The 16,876-nt window shown below is 40.8% G+C and carries 20 protein-coding genes; 16 read left to right on the top strand and 4 right to left on the bottom strand.

Annotated elements, in window-relative coordinates:
* Window positions 1-15 precede the first annotated feature (15 nt).
* Window positions 16-708: a bacteriorhodopsin gene (locus tag ACYX4O_RS12120; RefSeq protein WP_476351237.1), complete on the bottom strand. Its 693-nt coding sequence runs from the start codon at window positions 706-708 to the stop codon at window positions 16-18.
* Between the two features lie 288 nt (window positions 709-996).
* Between ACYX4O_RS12120 and ACYX4O_RS12115 the strand changes: the two genes are divergently transcribed.
* Window positions 997-1,722, top strand: coding sequence for a polyphosphate kinase 2 family protein (locus ACYX4O_RS12115; protein ID WP_476351235.1), 726 nt, complete (start codon window positions 997-999; stop codon window positions 1,720-1,722).
* A gap of 96 nt (window positions 1,723-1,818) precedes the next feature.
* On the opposite strand, the gene ACYX4O_RS12110 is transcribed toward ACYX4O_RS12115, so the two are convergent.
* Window positions 1,819-2,382, bottom strand: a complete 564-nt coding sequence (locus tag ACYX4O_RS12110) for a glutathione peroxidase (RefSeq protein ID WP_476351233.1) — start codon at window positions 2,380-2,382, stop codon at window positions 1,819-1,821.
* Window positions 2,383-2,511: 129 nt separating this feature from the next.
* Between ACYX4O_RS12110 and ACYX4O_RS12105 the strand changes: the two genes are divergently transcribed.
* The 4 genes from ACYX4O_RS12105 to ACYX4O_RS12090 all read left to right on the top strand — a co-directional run bounded on the left by ACYX4O_RS12105 (window position 2,512) and on the right by ACYX4O_RS12090 (window position 6,769).
* Window positions 2,512-2,940, top strand: a complete 429-nt coding sequence (locus ACYX4O_RS12105) for a DUF1801 domain-containing protein (protein WP_476351231.1) — start codon at window positions 2,512-2,514, stop codon at window positions 2,938-2,940.
* 154 nt (window positions 2,941-3,094) lie between these two features.
* Entirely contained in the window at window positions 3,095-4,171 is a 1,077-nt protein-coding gene (locus ACYX4O_RS12100; RefSeq protein ID WP_476351229.1) for an SDR family oxidoreductase, read from the top strand.
* Between the two features lie 279 nt (window positions 4,172-4,450).
* Entirely contained in the window at window positions 4,451-6,031 is a 1,581-nt protein-coding gene (locus ACYX4O_RS12095; protein WP_476351228.1) for a BCCT family transporter, read from the top strand.
* A 186-nt stretch (window positions 6,032-6,217) separates the two neighbouring features.
* On the top strand, window positions 6,218-6,769 hold the full coding sequence (locus ACYX4O_RS12090; protein ID WP_476351226.1) for a GNAT family N-acetyltransferase: 552 nt from the start codon (window positions 6,218-6,220) through the stop codon (window positions 6,767-6,769).
* An 8-nt stretch (window positions 6,770-6,777) separates the two neighbouring features.
* Here ACYX4O_RS12090 and ACYX4O_RS12085 read toward each other — a convergent pair whose 3' ends face one another.
* Complete coding sequence (locus ACYX4O_RS12085; protein WP_476351224.1) at window positions 6,778-7,155, bottom strand: carbonic anhydrase; 378 nt, start codon at window positions 7,153-7,155, stop codon at window positions 6,778-6,780.
* A 247-nt stretch (window positions 7,156-7,402) separates the two neighbouring features.
* Between ACYX4O_RS12085 and ACYX4O_RS12080 the strand changes: the two genes are divergently transcribed.
* Window positions 7,403-8,362, top strand: a complete 960-nt coding sequence (locus ACYX4O_RS12080) for an alpha/beta hydrolase (RefSeq protein WP_476351222.1) — start codon at window positions 7,403-7,405, stop codon at window positions 8,360-8,362.
* Window positions 8,363-8,537: 175 nt separating this feature from the next.
* Window positions 8,538-8,888, top strand: coding sequence for a hypothetical protein (locus tag ACYX4O_RS12075; RefSeq protein ID WP_476351220.1), 351 nt, complete (start codon window positions 8,538-8,540; stop codon window positions 8,886-8,888).
* A 65-nt stretch (window positions 8,889-8,953) separates the two neighbouring features.
* Here ACYX4O_RS12075 and ACYX4O_RS12070 read toward each other — a convergent pair whose 3' ends face one another.
* Complete coding sequence (locus ACYX4O_RS12070; protein WP_476351218.1) at window positions 8,954-9,163, bottom strand: hypothetical protein; 210 nt, start codon at window positions 9,161-9,163, stop codon at window positions 8,954-8,956.
* A 230-nt stretch (window positions 9,164-9,393) separates the two neighbouring features.
* Here ACYX4O_RS12070 and ACYX4O_RS12065 point away from each other — a divergent pair, with 230 nt between their 5' ends.
* The 9 genes from ACYX4O_RS12065 to ACYX4O_RS12025 are packed head-to-tail and all read left to right on the top strand — an operon-like array spanning window position 9,394 to window position 16,871.
* Entirely contained in the window at window positions 9,394-10,602 is a 1,209-nt protein-coding gene (locus ACYX4O_RS12065) for an acyl-CoA dehydrogenase (RefSeq protein ID WP_476351216.1), read from the top strand.
* A gap of 12 nt (window positions 10,603-10,614) precedes the next feature.
* Window positions 10,615-11,394: an SDR family oxidoreductase gene (locus tag ACYX4O_RS12060; RefSeq protein ID WP_476351214.1), complete on the top strand. Its 780-nt coding sequence runs from the start codon at window positions 10,615-10,617 to the stop codon at window positions 11,392-11,394.
* A gap of 36 nt (window positions 11,395-11,430) precedes the next feature.
* Entirely contained in the window at window positions 11,431-11,994 is a 564-nt protein-coding gene (locus ACYX4O_RS12055; protein ID WP_476351212.1) for a TetR/AcrR family transcriptional regulator, read from the top strand.
* A gap of 13 nt (window positions 11,995-12,007) precedes the next feature.
* Window positions 12,008-12,886: a 3-hydroxyacyl-CoA dehydrogenase family protein gene (locus tag ACYX4O_RS12050; protein ID WP_476351210.1), complete on the top strand. Its 879-nt coding sequence runs from the start codon at window positions 12,008-12,010 to the stop codon at window positions 12,884-12,886.
* A gap of 15 nt (window positions 12,887-12,901) precedes the next feature.
* The gene (locus ACYX4O_RS12045) at window positions 12,902-13,297 is read left to right on the top strand and encodes an acyl-CoA thioesterase (RefSeq protein ID WP_476351208.1); all 396 of its coding nucleotides are present in this window, start codon (window positions 12,902-12,904) and stop codon (window positions 13,295-13,297) included.
* A gap of 15 nt (window positions 13,298-13,312) precedes the next feature.
* Complete coding sequence (locus ACYX4O_RS12040; protein ID WP_476351206.1) at window positions 13,313-14,365, top strand: phosphotransferase family protein; 1,053 nt, start codon at window positions 13,313-13,315, stop codon at window positions 14,363-14,365.
* Window positions 14,366-14,388: 23 nt separating this feature from the next.
* Entirely contained in the window at window positions 14,389-14,889 is a 501-nt protein-coding gene (locus ACYX4O_RS12035; protein WP_476351204.1) for a 2-phosphosulfolactate phosphatase, read from the top strand.
* On the top strand, window positions 14,873-15,118 hold the full coding sequence (locus ACYX4O_RS12030) for a 2-phosphosulfolactate phosphatase (protein WP_476351202.1): 246 nt from the start codon (window positions 14,873-14,875) through the stop codon (window positions 15,116-15,118). The genes ACYX4O_RS12035 and ACYX4O_RS12030 overlap by 17 nt, the downstream gene beginning before the upstream one ends.
* Window positions 15,102-16,871: an acyl-CoA dehydrogenase family protein gene (locus ACYX4O_RS12025; protein WP_476351201.1), complete on the top strand. Its 1,770-nt coding sequence runs from the start codon at window positions 15,102-15,104 to the stop codon at window positions 16,869-16,871. The genes ACYX4O_RS12030 and ACYX4O_RS12025 overlap by 17 nt, the downstream gene beginning before the upstream one ends.
* Window positions 16,872-16,876 lie beyond the last annotated feature (5 nt).

Below are 16,876 nucleotides of genomic sequence, written 5' to 3'. Positions count from 1 at the left end.
AGGCGCGTTTCTCTTTTAAATTTGGGTCAAATGGAGGCGCCTTAACCCGTGTAAATCCAGAACACTAAACCCTATTTTTGAAAGTATAGGGAGGATGATGAAAGCAAGGATCTCCATGGTTTCTTGAGTCACATCTAATCCAGACGAACCGAGTATCCAAGCAGTCGGATAGAGAACCCAAAAGACAGTAAGGTAAAGGGCAATTCGTTTGTAATGTCTAGATAACTCTTCACCTGTACGATCCGCCATTCTTTTTAAAGGGTACCATATGATATATAAGATTAGACAAAGTGCTAATACCCCCAGTACATACCATATATATTTTACAGTGCCATCAGAAAAATCTGCTATCAAACCAGTCAAAATCATGAATACATCAGCAACTACAAGCGAAAACAGAAGGGCAATGTTTTTCTTCTTGTGTTCAATCATTGCCGTCAAACCCAGTGCAAGTAGAAGTAGAGGGGTGGTGATGACCCAGTCGAGATAACGAGCAAAATATATCGTCTTTTCTGCTTCCTCGAGAAGTCCCTGACCTAGGGCGATCGATAAATAAGCAACTCCAGACCAAGCTGGTATGGTGATGGCAAGTACGTACTCGTATGAAGGGACGCCTTGTGGGTTTCGGCTTAAAATGTAAAAGTAAATAGCCCCGATCATCATGATGACAAAATAGGCCAAATGCATGCCGGTTACAAATGAACTCATAACAACTCCTGCCTTTCTTTATATAGTAGGATTATGGTCGATCCTTCGTTCGTTTAAACCTATAAAACGGATCTGAAGGGGAATCTTGGTTCCGTCGAGAATGTAATAGAAAGGGAGGTACATGATTATTTGTATAGAATATTTTGTTATCCCAAACCTTACCGTGTATGCCTCGCTTGGCAAATGTAATAAACCCTGCTAGTCTTGAAGGCTTTAAGTGTGATGAAACGACAAAATAAGCTTGTTCATGATTGTAAAAAAAACTTAAGAGAATTAAGGGGTGGACGCATGCTTGAGTCTATAGATCTTTCCTTGAAGATAAGTGACAAAAAGCAATACAAAAAAGAGCTAAAAGAAACCCAGTTGGAGTTGCTTCAGCTCCAAAGGTTATTAGTCGATCACCAAATGGGATGTCTGATTGTTTGTGAAGGGTGGGATGCAGCTGGTAAGGGAGGGGCCATTAAACGATTGACAAGCGGACTTGACCCACGCGGCTTTGAAGTGCATCCAATAGGGGCACCTACATCAAAAGAAAAGAGCCATCATTATCTAAAGCGCTTTTGGACGAAGTTGCCACCATACGGCAAAATTGCTATATTCGATCGTTCCTGGTACGGAAGGGTTCTGGTAGAGCGAGTAGAAGGGTTTGCTAATGTTGAAGAATGGAGCAGAGCGTATGAGGAAATTAACCAGTTTGAACGTAAACTTCTCCATGATCAATATATCATTATCAAGTTATGGTTCCATATTTCAAATGAAGAACAACTAAGGCGTTTTCAGGAAAGAGAAGCAGACCCCTTAAAAAGATGGAAGATTACTCAAGAGGATTGGAGAAATCGATCGAAGTGGAAACTGTATGAGGAAGCTGTAGAGGACATGCTACAGAAGACGTCACCTCCTCAATGCAAGTGGCATGTTATTGAAGGGGAAGATAAATATTTTGCGAGGGTTAAAACAAATAAAATGGTTATGCAGGCTATTAAAGAAAGATTAAATAATGAACCAGGGTTATAAAAGAATAGGAGCAGCTTTAGAAGTTAACTCAAATGAAAGTAGATCTAAAAGTAAACCGCTCGGAACTAATTCCTGAGCGGTTTAGAAGAAGTTCAGTTAAACAGTCATTTTTGAAAGCTGAGCTTCAATATCTTGCTCCATATCAATTGTGTCTGTGGTACATTCAAAACGATTGACGACCTCTCCGTCAGTATTGATTAAGAATTTGGTGAAGTTCCATTTAATGGAGTAGTCATCAGTGAGATATTCGGGATGTTTCTCGTTTAGAAGGGGGATCAGTACTTTAGCAACAGGGTGTGTTTTATCAAATCCTTCGAACGCTTTCTTACCTGATAGATGAGCGAAGAGCGGATGGGCGTTTTCGCCTCTTACGTCGATCTTTTGAAACAGGGGGAACGAAACTCCGTAGTTTAATAAGCATGTTGTTTGTATCTTCTCATTCTCATCAGGTTCTTGGTTGTCGAATTGATTGCATGGGAAGCCTAAGATGACAAGCCCTTTGTCCTGATAACGTTCATGGAGGCGTTGTAGATCCTCGTATTGATATGTAAAGCCGCACCTTCCGGCAGTATTCACGATCAATAGCACTTTACCTTTATAGTGTTCAAGTGATTGTTCTTGTCCGTTCATCGCAATAGCCGAATAATTATAAATGCTCATGTAAATAACCTCCTAATAGATTAACAGAAAAGAATTAAGTCTTTTGACCCAAATGTAAGTATGGCAATAGATGGTCGTATTGGCAAATAATACGCACAGAGTAAATAAAATGAAAAGGATGGTTTACCGTTGTATACATTAAAAACACAACCTAACGATCACAGTGTACTAGAATTTATTGAGCAAATAGAAAGTGTGAAAAAGCGAGAAGATGCCTACCGGTTACTTGATCTTTTTACTGAAACTACAGGGTGCGAGGCAAAGATGTGGGGGGCATCGATTATTGGATTTGGATCTTATCATTATAAATATGACTCCGGTCATGAGGGGGATGCGCCTGTTGTTGGATTCTCTCCAAGGAAAGCCAAGCATAGTCTCTACTTAGCACAAGGAGAACCAAACCGAGAAGAACTCCTCAGTCAATTAGGGAAGCATAAAACAGGGAAGGCTTGTGTTTATGTCAACAAACTAGGAGATATAGATGTGGAGGTGCTTCGTTCACTCATTCAACAATCAATAACTTTCATCAATGATCGATATCCTACAACAATGAAGTAACCTCAACTTTCAAGGTGTTCTCGAATAGAATAAATGTCTTCACTCGCTTGAATATATCCTTTACTAGCTCTTCCTCCCTCTCTTTTAGTCTGTTTGTTGTAAACAAGGAATAGATTTATAAATAGACGTTCATAGATAAAAAGGAGGTTACGTTTTGAAACGAACTTATTTTATAACGGGGTTCCCGGGATTTATTTCATCCAAATTAATTCAAAAGCTTTTGGTGGAGGACCCAAACGCTCACTTTGAATTGCTGGTTTACAAGGATCAATATCATAAAGCTACTATTGAGATGGATAAACTTGTTAAGGATTCTAGATGCACTCTTATTAAAGGGGATATTACTCTTCCTGGTTTAGGTGTCGACGAAGAAACTAAGAATCGATTATACAATAAAGTGACACATGTGTTTCATTTAGCTGCTATTTATGATTTGGCTGTGCCTAAGGATCTAGCTTATAAAGTAAATGTAACAGGCACAGAAAATGTGCTGCAGTTTGTCAGACAGATCTCTTCGTTGGAGCGGTTTATCTATTTTAGTACAGCTTTTGTTTCCGGGGACCGGACGGGAGAGATATTGGAGACAGAACTTGATTGCGGGCAATCTTTTAAGAATCATTATGAAGCTACAAAATATGAAGCTGAACGACGGGTACAGAGGCACATTTCGGAACTGCCAATTACTATTATTCGCCCAGGTATTGTAATGGGTGATTCCAAAACTGGGGAAACGGCGAAATTTGATGGTCCGTATTTTGTAATGAGATTTCTCGATAAGTTCGCCCGAATTCCAATTCCCTATATCGGTAAGGGAGCAGCTCTTATTAACCTAGTGCCCATCGATTTCGTAGTAAATGCTACTGTCTTTCTGGCCAATGATCAGAGGGCAGCAGGGTGCGTTTATCACTTAACAGATCCAAACCCTTTAACGGCGAGGGAAGCTTATCGATTAATTTGTGAGATCCTCCTCGGGAAGGAGCCTTCCTATACTTTACCGGCCTCAATCATATCTAAGACACTATCTATCCGCTCATTCCGTAAATGGGTTCAGGTGGAGCGAGAAACCCTAGACTATTTTCAATTAAGAGCAGAATATAATTGCAATCAAGCTTATGAGCACCTGAGAGGATCTGGTATTGAATGTCCTAATCTAAGAGACTACCTACAACAAGAAGTTAGTTATTATAAAGAACATCGACATGAACATGAAAAACTAATCCAGGTCAATTAATAAAAAAAGCCAAAACTTTTCAAATCGCATCATATTTTAAAGCCTCGCTGGTATCGTATTTGATTCGTTTCCAAATCCTCTGAATTCCTCTTAAATCATTGAAATTTTCATTTTGACGTCTTTATTCACAATCTATATAATTAAACACTATGTGAAAAAGGTCGGAAATAAAGGGGAGAAACGCTTTCTAATAAAAAGAACTGAAAGATTCCAGAGCAACTAAGAACAAAATACGAACTATATCTAGCAAAAGATATAACAAAAACCAGGAGGAAAACAATGACAGACGAAACGAATAGAAGAACGGGGCTTGATTGGGTCACATTCATCATTAGTGGAGGATTCCTCATACTATTTCTTGTAATGTCCCTTGTTAATGACACACTAATGGGAGAATGGATTACAAGCGCGTTCGACTTTTCTGTTACATTCTTTGGAGCATTCTGGCAACTATTATTACTAGCTACATTTGTTGTAGGAGTTGCGCTAGCACTTTCGAAATATGGGAAAGTGAAATTAGGGAAGCTGGATACACCTCAATATGGACTTTTCCGTTGGGTATCTATGATTTTGTGTACCTTATTAGCAGCAGGAGGCGTTTTCTGGGCAGCCGGAGAACCGTTGTACCATTATTTAACGACACCACCTTTATTCGCAGAGGAAGGTATGAGCCCTGCTGAATCAGTAGTTCCTGGTTTAGCACAAAGCTTCTTCCACTGGGGATTTACTGCATGGGCGAGTCTTGGGACAGTAACGACTATTGTCCTGATGTATGCGCATTATCACAAAGGGTATCCCCTTAAGCCACGTACGATGCTATATCCGATGTTTGGAGAGAAAATCTTTCGTAAAAGTAGCATAGTGGGTTCAGTGGCTGATATTGTATCGATTATTGCAGTAGCAGCAGGAACAATTGGTCCGATTGGATTCTTAGGACTTCAAGTGGGATATGCCCTTCAGTATTTATTTGATGTCCCTGATACGATTTTCACCCAATCCATTGTGATTATCTTTCTTGTAGTGGTTGCCTCTATTTCAGCAGCTACAGGTGTTGATAAAGGGATTCAGCTTTTAAGTCGTATTAATGTTGGGTTAGCTTTAATCCTGATGTTAGGAATGCTTATTTTAGGACCAACCCTCTTTATTATAGATTCATTTATTGGAGCTGAGGCTTACCAAATACAGAACTTTGTGCGTATGAGTCTTTACAGAGGGGATGACGGTTGGCTAGGTTACTGGACGATCTTCTTCTGGGGTTGGTTCATTGGATTTGGACCTGCAATGGCAATGTTCATTAGCCGTATCTCCAGAGGTCGTTCAATTAGAGAATTAATTTTGGCTGTGGCAATATTAGCCCCAATCGTTAGTAATTTTTGGTTTGCGGCTGTTGGAGGATCGGGACTTTTCTATGAAATGGAGAATCCAGGAGCTATTTCTGATGCGCTCAATAATTCAGGAATGCCAGCCGCTGTTATGGCGATTATGGAGCAAGTTCCTTTTGGTACCGTGATGGCTAGTGGGTTCCTTGTTGTAACTATTGTATTTGTTGCTACTACAGCAGACTCGATGTCTTATTCTGTTGCTGTAACGCTTACAGGTCATGCGCATCCACCTCGCTTGTTGCGTGTGTTTTGGGCATTATTATTTGGAGCTATTGCTTCAACGTTACTCGGTATAGGTGAGAGTAGTATTCAAACGCTACAAAACTTTATTGTTGTGACGGCCGTACCCGTATCCATTCTCATGCTACCGCCTGTATGGTTAGCGCCTAAAGTAGCTAAAGAGATGGCAGTTGATCAAGGTATCGTACTTGATGAGAAACAACACCAAACACAAGAATTAGAAAAGAAATCTTCATAAATAAAAAGAGACCTAAATCGTTGTCGCGATTTAGGTCTCTTTTATTGGGAGTATAAAACGAATTTGTTCCAAGGGATTGAAATGTTCAACTACCCTAATGGGATAATATGTTAAACTAGTGAAAAGTAATTTTCCTATTAAAATTTGGATTTATTTTTAAAGATGAATTTATGAAGGTGGTATATCTTGATTACTCTTCAATACTTCAATCAATCAAATTTCGAACAACTGATTAGTTGGATTCCCTCCGAAGAATCCCTTTTACAATGGAGCGGCCCACAGTTCACTTATCCATTAAGTGTAAGTCAGCTTGAAAATTATATAGCTGGTGCAAATCAAAATGGATCTGATCGCTTCATATATAAAATAATAGATGATGAAACTGGCAGTATGATTGGTCATATATCTTTAGGTAGAATTGATTATCATAATCGTTCTGCTCGTATAGGGAAAGTATTTGTCCATAATTCTATGAGGGGAAAGAAAGTCGCTCACGTAGCTATAGAAAAGGTGTTAAGACAAGCGTTTGAGGAGATGGGATTACATCGTGTTACGCTTGGTGTGTTTGATTTCAATGAATCTGCTATTCGTTGTTATGAGGCTGTAGGCTTTAAAAAAGAGGGGCTTCTCCGAGATCATCGTAGAATTGGTGAAAATTACTGGAGTTTATATGAAATGGCTATATTAGAAAGGGAGTGGAGAGAAAAGAAAAAGAAAAATCAGCTCGATAGGAGCTGATTTTTCTCTTATATCGTTTCGACTTCCCAATTTTCATTAACGTATAGTCCTACTACTTGCACAGGGAAGCCCCAAGATTGGACAGCTTCAACAGCTTGTTTGATTTCTTCAATTTTTTGTTCACGGCCAACTGGGTTACCGGCGCAGTCATGGTGGCCTGCTACCGCTACAACTTCAGATCCGTGTGCATCGCAAGAAATGGTGACTTTCTCTTTCATGGAATCCACTTCTGAAACGGCTCCTGCGAGAATAACCTTTTCAGGACCAGCTGCTGTGATCGTATCAACATAAGGTGTATTGTATTGATTCTGCATCCAATCGTTAACGGGTAGCTGGACACGTCCGTCCATACAAGTAATTACAGTTGAGAAAGTTTTTTCAGACATAATGGTCCTCCTAGCATAATAAGCTTTACAAATCTATTATATATAAATTTTGCAAAAAGCGAAAGAATCATTTGCAGAGGGATAACCAGATGGCTTTAGTTGTGTTTATTCTCTTACCAATTAATCAAATCTATGTATAATACTTTAAAATTAACTTTTCGATAGAAGATTACGAGATTAAGAAAACGCTTTCTGATTTATTTGGTTAGCTGAACATGAAGAGATACTAGAAAAAGGAGAGCGAAATATGAAAAAGAGAATCGGTTGGATTCTTATTACTGTGTTTTTGTTCTTAGTTATTGGTCTAGTCGGTGCTGGGAATTATTTTTATGGAGTAGCAATCAACAGCAGTAGTGGCGCAGTTGAATTACACGGGGGAGAAGCAGATGTTGCAAAAGCAGCTAGTGTACTAGATGAAGAGCAGCGTAGAGAAGAAATGGTGAGGGAATGGACTGAGAATCAGGATTTTCAGGATGTTACATTGCAGACCGATGATGGGTTAACTCTTCAGGCTGTGTTCTTAGAAAATGAAATGCCGAACGGGAAGACCATTATTCTTTCTCATGGCTATAAAGGCAATAAAGAACAAATGGCTGGCATTACAAAATTTTATTATGAACAAGGTTATGACATTTTAAAACCTGATGCTAGAGGGCATGGAGACAGTGAAGGGGATTACATTGGTTACGGTTGGCACGATCGTTTTGATTATTTGCAATGGATTGACTTTCTCGTTGAAAAAAAGGGGACTGAATCGATTATCTTGCATGGTTTCTCCATGGGGGCTGCGACGGTTTTGATGACTGCTGGTGAAGATGTGCCGAAAGAAGTCAAAGGGGTTATTGCTGATAGTGGGTATACTTCGGTAAATGAAGAGCTAGCGCACCAAATGAAGCATCTGTATAACCTTCCTTCTTTCCCTCTTCTTCAAGTTACAAGTATGGTAACGAAATTACGGGCAGGATATACGTTTGAAGAAGCTTCAACGATTGATCAGGTGAAGAAGTCAGAAGTACCCATCTTTATTATCCACGGAGAGGACGACGAACTAGTTCCGACTGAAATGGCAGAGCGTCTCTATGAAACAGCTCCTGGTATAAAGGAGCTATGGATTGTTCCAAATGCAACTCACACGGACGGTTATACGGTTGCGGAGAAGGAATATCAGAAGCGGATCAAGAAGTTTATAGAAGAGATAGAGAAATAATAAAATGGCGAATTCTATTTAGGATTCGCCTTTTCATTATTTGGGGTCTAGCTATATTAAGCCGGTGTTGTGAAGTACGTTCAGCAATTGAAAATATGTTTGAAGAAAAAACTTCTATACATACAATTCGACTCAATAAACGTAAGCTTCGATCATAACGATAGGGGAGATGCACATGACTGCTGTAGTCATCATTAATTTTACAATCGGCATTTTATTGGTAGGTTTGGCGTGGTATATGGGGCGAGAGATAAAACACAAAAAAATTAAGTGGCTTAGCTATTTATCGTTGGGCATTCCTATATTACTATTCATATTCATGTACCTAACCCCCACATCAGCTACTGGGGTATTGCTAGTTGGTTTGCCGATTGGGACATTTGTAAGTTTAATTTGCTCTATAGTTACCTTGTTTAAAAAGGATGAAAAGAAACTCATGCCATCAGTAGGGTTGTTTCTTACTCTTATTTTAACAAGCGTTATTACTATGTTTGGTATATTTTTATTCACACCAATTGCACCTTAAGGACTGTAAGTTACTAAATGGTGGTTACCATAAGCCCCCATACAGAGTAAGTATGGAGGCTTTTACTATGAAGATCCTAAGAAAGCAATGCTTAAAGTTATTAGTAGAATGATTCCTATTAATAAGAGAGAGGCTTTGCCATAGTTTCTAACCGTTTCATTTCTATTCTTAAAGGCCAACATAAAAATGGTGACAATGTTAACACCAGGAATCGCCAATAATAGTAAATAGAGAAACCATTTCTTAATCGAAACAACTTGATCGCCAAAATTCAAAAGACATCACCTTTCTGTACAGTCTTCTTTCCATAGTAGCATCTAGCTACAAAGTGTTACAATGCGACGTTACTGGTAGTTGTTGGTTAATCATTGAGGGAGTTCAGATTATACCTTATGTAGCCTCTACCTGTATTCGTTAAACCTTTTCTCTTGAATTTTCTGAATAATCAGCATACAATGGGGATACATACTAACCGGTTAGTATGTTAGCCGGAAGGAGGTCTACCATGCATTTTGATTACTCCACCAAAGTAAACGATTTACTAGGGCGAGTCCGCTCATTTATGGAAGATTTCGTTTATCCAAATGAATCGTTGTATGAAGAACAGCTTAATAATCAAGTATCTCGCTTTGAACAAGTTCCACCTATTATAGAAGAATTGAAACAAAAGGCTAAGAAAGAGAAGTTGTGGAATCTTTTTTTACCTGATGCTACATATGGGGCTGGGTTAACAAACCTTGAATATGCTCCTCTATGTGAAGAAATGGGTCGCTCATTAATCGGTCCAGAAGTGTTTAATTGTAATGCACCAGATACAGGGAATATGGAAGTACTCGCACGATTTGGGAGTGAACACCAAAAGGAACAATGGCTTACCCCTTTATTAAATGGTGAAATTCGGTCTTGTTTTTCTATGACTGAGCCTGATATTGCTTCTTCTGATGCAACGAATATTGAGGCGAGGATTGAACGTGACGGGGATCAATATGTTCTAAACGGTCGCAAGTGGTGGTCCTCCGGGGCAGGTGATCCCCGCTGTAAGATTGCCATTTTTATGGGGAAAACAAATCCTGATGCCCCGCGTCATAAACAGCAATCGATGATTCTAGTTCCATTAAATACACCAGGGGTTAAAATTAATCGTATGTTGCCGGTATTTGGGTATGACCATGCACCTCATGGTCACGCAGAGATTGATTTTGAAAACGTTCGGGTTCCTGCAGATCATATTATTCTTGGAGAAGGCAGAGGATTTGAAATCGCACAGGGGCGACTTGGCCCAGGTAGAATCCATCATTGTATGAGATTAATTGGGGCGGCTGAGAGGGCACTTGATGATTTGTGTGAACGTGTCCAAAATCGTGTTGCCTTTCGTAAACCACTCGCCGAACAAGGGGTAGTGCGGGAGTGGATTGCAAACTCGCGAATTGAAATCGAACAAGCGAGGCTTTTGACATTAAAAGCGGCGTACATGATGGATACAGTCGGGAACAAAGAAGCTAAGTCTGAGATTGCTATGATTAAGGTTGTAGCTCCTCAAATGGCTTTGAATGTAATTGACCGTGCCATTCAGGCTCATGGTGGGGCAGGTGTTAGTGACGATTTCACGTTAGCAGCTCAATGGGCGAACTCTAGAACGTTGCGTTTAGCAGATGGTCCTGATGAAGTTCATCGTCGCCAAATTGCAAAACTCGAACTCTCTAAACATCAGTGAAGGAGGAGAATAATGGGGATTCAACAATTGTTTGATTTAACAGGGAAAACGGCCGTTATTACAGGAGGAGGTCGGGGTCTTGGTGCGCAGATGGCAGAAGCCTTTGCTGAAGCGGGAGCTAACCTTGTCCTCTGCTCACGTAAAAAGGAAGCTTGTTTAGAAGTTGCCGAACAATTAGAAACAAAGCATGGAATTAAGGCGATTGCCTTACAATGTGACGTAACCAATCCAGAACAAGTGAATGAAGTTGTTGTACAAACGAAAGAAACATTTGGAACGATTGATATCTTGGTTAACAACAGCGGTGCTACGTGGGGAGCCCCATCACTTGAGATGCCTTTAGAAGCGTGGCGGAAAGTGATGAACGTGAACGCGACAGGAACCTTCTTGATGGCTCAGGCTGTAGGTAAAGTTATGGTGGAACAAGGATCTGGGAAAGTCATTAACATCGCATCCGTAGCAGGATTAGGCGGAGCTGATCCACGCTTTATGGATACAGTTGGCTATAACGCAAGTAAGGGAGCGATTTTAACACTAACGAAAGACCTTGCAGTAAAGTGGGGGGCACACGGTGTGAATGTAAACGCAATTGCACCTGGCTTCTTCCCAACGAAAATGTCCAAAGTAGTCCTAGAGCAAGGAGGACAATATATTTTAGACCGTACTCCACTTAACCGTTTTGGTAGTGAAGAGGATTTGAAGGGGGCTGCCCTTTTTCTTGCATCAGCTGCATCTAATTACGTAACAGGCGAAACGCTTGTTGTAGATGGTGGCATGCAGGCCCATTGCTAATCACACAGACATCTTACTAACGAGAGGAACTTATACATGAGAGAGAAAATCATCAATACAAGCATAGCCCTATTCGGAGAACGAGGTTTCCGAGAAGCATCGATTCAGGATATCACAAGAGAATTAGGTGTGACGAAAGGAACCTTTTACTACTATTTTACTAATAAAGAAGACGTGTTGATGCATATTCATCTTAGATTTATTGAAGGATTGCTAGAACAACAAGAATCCATTTTACAAGATGAAGAGCTTACAGAACGTGAGAAGCTTTACGCTAATGTAAAGATGATCATCGGTAATATTAAGTTAGGTGCACAAAGTGCCCGTGTATTCTTCAGAGAAATGAGACACTTAAGTGAGAAGCATACATCACAAGTACTTCCAAAGCGAGACGAATTTCAGCGAAACTTACAGCATATTATCCAAGCTGGAATAGACAATGGTGAATTTCGAAATGATTTACGGGCTGATATGTTGTCATTTGCTGTTTTAGGCGTTTCCAACTGGAGTTATTTTTGGTATGAACCTGACGGTGAGGTATCAGAAGACGAACTGACTGAGCTTTATATGAAAATGATCTTAGAAGGGATCCAACTATAAGGAGGTAATGTATATGAGAGTGAATAAGTTAGCGGTTATTGGAGCGGGGTCAATGGGTCATCAGATTGCGATGCTTGGTGCTTTAGGTGGGTATTCAACAGTACTTCAGGACTTAAATGAAGAGGCTCTTGAGAAGGCAAAAGAAACATTAGATGGGATTATGGATAAGTGGGTGAAGAAAGGGAAGATCTCAAAAGGAGATAAGAATGAAGCATTTAATCGCCTTACATTCACCCCAAGTCTTGAGGAAGCAGCAGGGAATGCTGATTTTGTTATTGAGGCCGTGGTTGAGAAGCTCGATGTAAAGCGTGAAGTGTTTCAACAGCTTGATAAAATGGCTCCCCCGCAAACAATTCTTGCGACAAACAGCTCTACAATAGTCAGCTCCTTAATTGCTGACGTGACAGAACGTCCAGACCGCGTATGCAATATGCACTTCTTCTTCCCTGCCTTAGTCATGGATTGTGTAGAAGTTGTAAAAGGAGACCACACTTCTGAAGAAACAGCACAAATTGCTATGGAAGTTAGTGAACAGATGAATCGAACGGCTGTCCTTCTTCATAAGGAGATCTCTGGCTTTATAGCAAATCGCATTTTATTTGCTATTCAAAAGGAAGCCATGAGTCTCTATGAAAATGGCTATGCTGATTTCAAAGATATCGATACGATTACGAAAAAAGCCCTCAGCCATCCACTGGGACCGTTCGAATTACTAGATTTATCTGGTATTGACGTTGGGTATTACGTTATGCAACAACAATACAATGAGACAGGTAATCCGCTTGATCAGCCACCTAAGACGATCGTGGATAAAGTGGAAGCGGGAGAGCTTGGTCGTAAGACAGGTAAAGGATTTTATGAATATAGTGAAAACAAAAGAGTCCGCTCATAAAGGTGAGGTGACGACGTGCATCAACATAAAGTAATGGTTCGGTTTTGTGAAACAGACCTACTCGGGCATGTAAATAATAGTAACTATTTTGTCTATTTAGAAGATGCTAGAATTCAGTTTTTCTATGATGCAGATATTTTTGATGTAGACCAGAATTATGTTCTGGCATCGGCGAAATGTGACTTTATTAAGCAAGCTTATTTTAGGCAGGTTCTTGTTATTGTGACGAAAGTCGTTCGTATTGGTAATAGTAGTTTCACGGCTCTGCAAGAGATTTACGATGACGAAACAGATACACTAATCGCTAGAGGAGAGTCGGTCATTGTTTCATTCGATGTAGAAACAGAGAAAAGTAAACCACTCTCTGATCCTATTCGAGAGAAGTTAGATCAGTTTGTAGTGAACGTTTAAAAAGGGAGGGAGTTCATGCAAGATACACAACCCGTAAGGAGCGGAGAAGAACTTGATAGCAAAGCGCTCGATGATTTTCTTAAGCGTCATTTGTCTTCCTTTCCATCAGGAGAACTTCAGGTTCGTCAATTCGGTGCAGGTCATTCGAATTTAACTTATGAATTGAAGAAAGAGGACTTTGAAGCGGTACTACGTCGCCCTCCTCTTGGACCGGTTGCTCCAAAAGCTCATGATATGAATCGAGAGTACACAATTTTGAAAGCGCTTCACGATAAGTTCCCTCTTGCGCCTAGACCTATTGTGTATGGTGATGAATCTCTTTTAGGAGCACCGTTCTTTATAATGGAAAGGAAAAGGGGCATTGTTCTTGATACGGAATGGCCAGAGGGAGTAGAAGGTTCTCATCAACTAGGACAAGAGATTTCTAAAGAGATGGTCGATAGGCTTGTCGAACTACACAATCTTGACTATCAAGGAACTGAACTCGAAACAATAGGGAAGCCAGAAGGATTTATGGAGCGCCAAGTGCACGGTTGGATTAAGCGTTATGACAAAGCACTGACAGATGATGTGAAATCAGGTGAGCGAATTAAGAGGTGGCTCGTCGATCACATACCATCTTCTTCTGAAGCTTCAGTCATCCATTATGATTACAAACTAAATAACGCGATGTTTAACAGAAATAACTATAGCAGGATGGTGGGGTTATTTGACTGGGAGATGACGACGGTTGGTGACCCAATGGCTGATCTTGGAGTAGCTTTAGGATACTGGATCCAGAAGGATGACCCAGAGTCGTTACGAAAAGGATTAGGGAAACCACCATTAACCATACAAGAAGGCTTCTTCTCCCGGGATGACTTTATAGAACGGTATGCGAAGAAAAGCGGTAGGGACGTAACCAATATGGACGTCTATCTATCATTCGCTTATTTTAAGCTCGCTGGGATTGTACAACAAATCTATTACCGTTACAAAATGGGGCAGACAAGCGACCCACGATTTGCGCATATGAATCATTTTGTGAATCACCTTATTGACCTAGCAGAAGAAACAGCGAGGGTGTAGAGGTGGGACGCATTCATGTAGTGATGAAAAAAGAAGATATTGATCCTTCTAGGTGGCAGGAAAACTCAGTTGCCGTTGTCTTTGATGTGCTCCTTGCTACTTCTACTATTGCGGCAAGTTTAGCAAATGGTGCACGGGAAGTAATACCGGTTCTAAACGAACAGGAAGCGATAGCAGTATCAAAAAGATTGCAACATGAAAACCCACTCATTGCAGGGGAGTATGGAGGCATCACGATTAAAGGCTTTCTTCCACCTAATCCACTAACGTTAAATCGAGTTGTTTGTAATCGTCTGCTCATATTGTCGACAACAAATGGAACAGTTGCCACTCGCCGTTCAGAGGGAGCTTCAATGGTCTATCTATGTTCACTTCTCAATACAGAGCCAATAGCCCACCGACTCCACCAAAAACACCGAACAGCAAATATTGTACTTGTGTGCTCCGGATCAGCCAACTCGTTCTGTCTAGAGGACTATTATGGTGCCGGGGGGGCTCATACATTCATTGATACTAAAAGATGAATGGGAATTATCTGATGCGGCTCAAGGTGCCTTAATGGTATATAGAAACGAAAAGCGGGCCGCTAAAGAAGTCTTAGCTGAAACGAGAGTTGGAGAAATGATGACTGCTTATGGTTTAGAAGAGGATCTAGCGTTTGTGGCGAATGAAAACCAACATAATATTGTCCCCGTGTTTTCTAAGAGAAGCGGGTCGATTAAGGAGGTTAAGGATTATGAATCCAGTCGATAAGGTGATCAGAGGTGGGCAGTTTTTAACGGATCCTATAACGCCTCTAGATATGTTTACTCCAGAAGATTTATCAGATGAGCATAAGATGATTCAGACAACAGCTCAGAAGTTCTTAAGAGGAGAAGTCTACCCTCAAAGGGAGACCATCGAGAATGGAGACTTTGAATTAGTTGCAACCCTTATGAAGCAAGCTGGGGAGCTTGGTTTACTTGGGCACAGCATTCCAGAAGCTTATGGAGGATTGGGATTAGACAAAATTAGCAAAGGGATTGTTGGTGAAGCCCTGGGGAGTGCGAGTGGATATTCTGTAGCGCACAGTAATCATACTTGTATTGCGACTCTACCTATTACGTACTTCGGAACAAAAGAACAAAAAGAGACATACCTTCCTAAACTGGCCTCAGGTGAATATATCGGAGCCTATTGCTTGACTGAACCAGAGGCGGGTTCAGATGCGTTAGCGGCTAAAACGACAGCCGCTTTGAACGAAGCAGGCACGCACTATATTTTGAATGGAACTAAACTTTATATAACGAATGCTGCATTTGCTGATACCTTTATTGTTTACGCCAAAGTCGACGGGGAGCATTTCTCTGCTTTCATAGTTGAAAAGGATTTTCCTGGGGTCACGATTGGACCGGAAGAACAGAAGATGGGGATCAAAGGTTCTTCAACGTGTTCAGTCATTTTTGAAGACTGCGAGGTGCCTGTAAAGAATCTGTTAGGGGAAGTTGGCCGTGGTCATGTTATTGCTTTAAATGTGCTGAACTTAGGGCGCTTTAATCTTGGCTTTGCAACCACTGGCGCTTCACGTGCTGTCTTTGATGCGACCTTAACGCAGGTAACGGAACGAAAGCAATTTAAACGGCGCATTGCAGATTTTCCCGCAACACAAGAAAAAATTGCAACGATGGCGAGTGAATTATTTGCAGCCGAGTCGGTTATGTACCGTACAGCAGGGCTTGTAGAATCAGCTCTGGGAGGCTATGAGGATTCTGCCGATTACAAAGCGATTGCTAAAGCAATGAATGAACATGCTCTAGAATCGGCTATTTGTAAAATTGTGGGTTCTGAGACTCTTGATTACATGGCAGATGAAGGCGTTCAGCTTCATGGGGGAGCCGGCTTTATTAAAGAATACCCTGTTGAACAAGCGTATAGGGATGCACGAATTAATCGAATATTTGAAGGCACGAACGAGATTAATCGGTTACTAATCCCTGGGGCGTTCTTTAAACGAGTGGCGAAGGGAGAGATCGATGCACGTTCATTAATTGAGCAGGCACAGGCAAAGCTTGAAAGTGGTGTACAGAAAGAAGACGACATTCTCCCTTCCCTGCATCAAGCTGTTGATACCTTCAGAAATATTTTCTTAGTATGTGCAGGTGCTGCCTACGAAGCCTACGGGGACGCTATGAAGAATGAACAGGAAACCCTGATGAAGCTTGCTAATATTGCGATTGCCCTTTATCAAGCAGAATCATGCGTAGTCCGGGCAGAGAAAGCAAAAGAACAAGGGGATCGTACTTACAGTATAAAAGAGAAACTTGCTGGGACGTTTGTGGAACATACTTTAGCACAAGTTGAAACGAACGCGAAGTATCTTGGGGCTTCCTTGTTAAAAGGAGAAATTCGATCCCAATTCTTAATGGGTGTTTCCGTGAATTTGAATACCTTCCTTACAGAGAATCGCATTGAACGTAACCGTGTCATCGCGTCTCACATGATCGAAGCGAAGCTTTTCGTTCGCTAATATAA

The organism is Pontibacillus sp. ABV4_188, from assembly GCF_056311905.1.
The sequence above is the reverse complement of the archived record's forward strand: the minus strand, read 5'-3'. Positions and strand labels throughout refer to the sequence as shown.

Excerpts from the sequence above, each read along its gene's own strand:
- ACYX4O_RS12050 (WP_476351210.1), top strand. The coding sequence starts at position 12,008 with ATGAGAGTGAATAAGTTAGCGGTTATTGGAGCGGGGTCAATGGGTCAT.
- ACYX4O_RS12110 (WP_476351233.1), bottom strand. The coding sequence starts at position 2,382 with ATGAGCATTTATAATTATTCGGCTATTGCGATGAACGGACAAGAACAA.
- ACYX4O_RS12095 (WP_476351228.1), top strand. The coding sequence starts at position 4,451 with ATGACAGACGAAACGAATAGAAGAACGGGGCTTGATTGGGTCACATTC.
- ACYX4O_RS12040 (WP_476351206.1), top strand. The coding sequence starts at position 13,313 with ATGCAAGATACACAACCCGTAAGGAGCGGAGAAGAACTTGATAGCAAA.
- ACYX4O_RS12080 (WP_476351222.1), top strand. The coding sequence starts at position 7,403 with ATGAAAAAGAGAATCGGTTGGATTCTTATTACTGTGTTTTTGTTCTTA.
- ACYX4O_RS12055 (WP_476351212.1), top strand. The coding sequence starts at position 11,431 with ATGAGAGAGAAAATCATCAATACAAGCATAGCCCTATTCGGAGAACGA.
- ACYX4O_RS12060 (WP_476351214.1), top strand. The coding sequence starts at position 10,615 with ATGGGGATTCAACAATTGTTTGATTTAACAGGGAAAACGGCCGTTATT.
- ACYX4O_RS12025 (WP_476351201.1), top strand. The coding sequence starts at position 15,102 with ATGAATCCAGTCGATAAGGTGATCAGAGGTGGGCAGTTTTTAACGGAT.
- ACYX4O_RS12075 (WP_476351220.1), top strand. The coding sequence starts at position 8,538 with ATGACTGCTGTAGTCATCATTAATTTTACAATCGGCATTTTATTGGTA.
- ACYX4O_RS12035 (WP_476351204.1), top strand. The coding sequence starts at position 14,389 with ATGAAAAAAGAAGATATTGATCCTTCTAGGTGGCAGGAAAACTCAGTT.
- ACYX4O_RS12115 (WP_476351235.1), top strand. The coding sequence starts at position 997 with ATGCTTGAGTCTATAGATCTTTCCTTGAAGATAAGTGACAAAAAGCAA.
- ACYX4O_RS12120 (WP_476351237.1), bottom strand. The coding sequence starts at position 708 with ATGAGTTCATTTGTAACCGGCATGCATTTGGCCTATTTTGTCATCATG.
- ACYX4O_RS12085 (WP_476351224.1), bottom strand. The coding sequence starts at position 7,155 with ATGTCTGAAAAAACTTTCTCAACTGTAATTACTTGTATGGACGGACGT.
- ACYX4O_RS12065 (WP_476351216.1), top strand. The coding sequence starts at position 9,394 with ATGCATTTTGATTACTCCACCAAAGTAAACGATTTACTAGGGCGAGTC.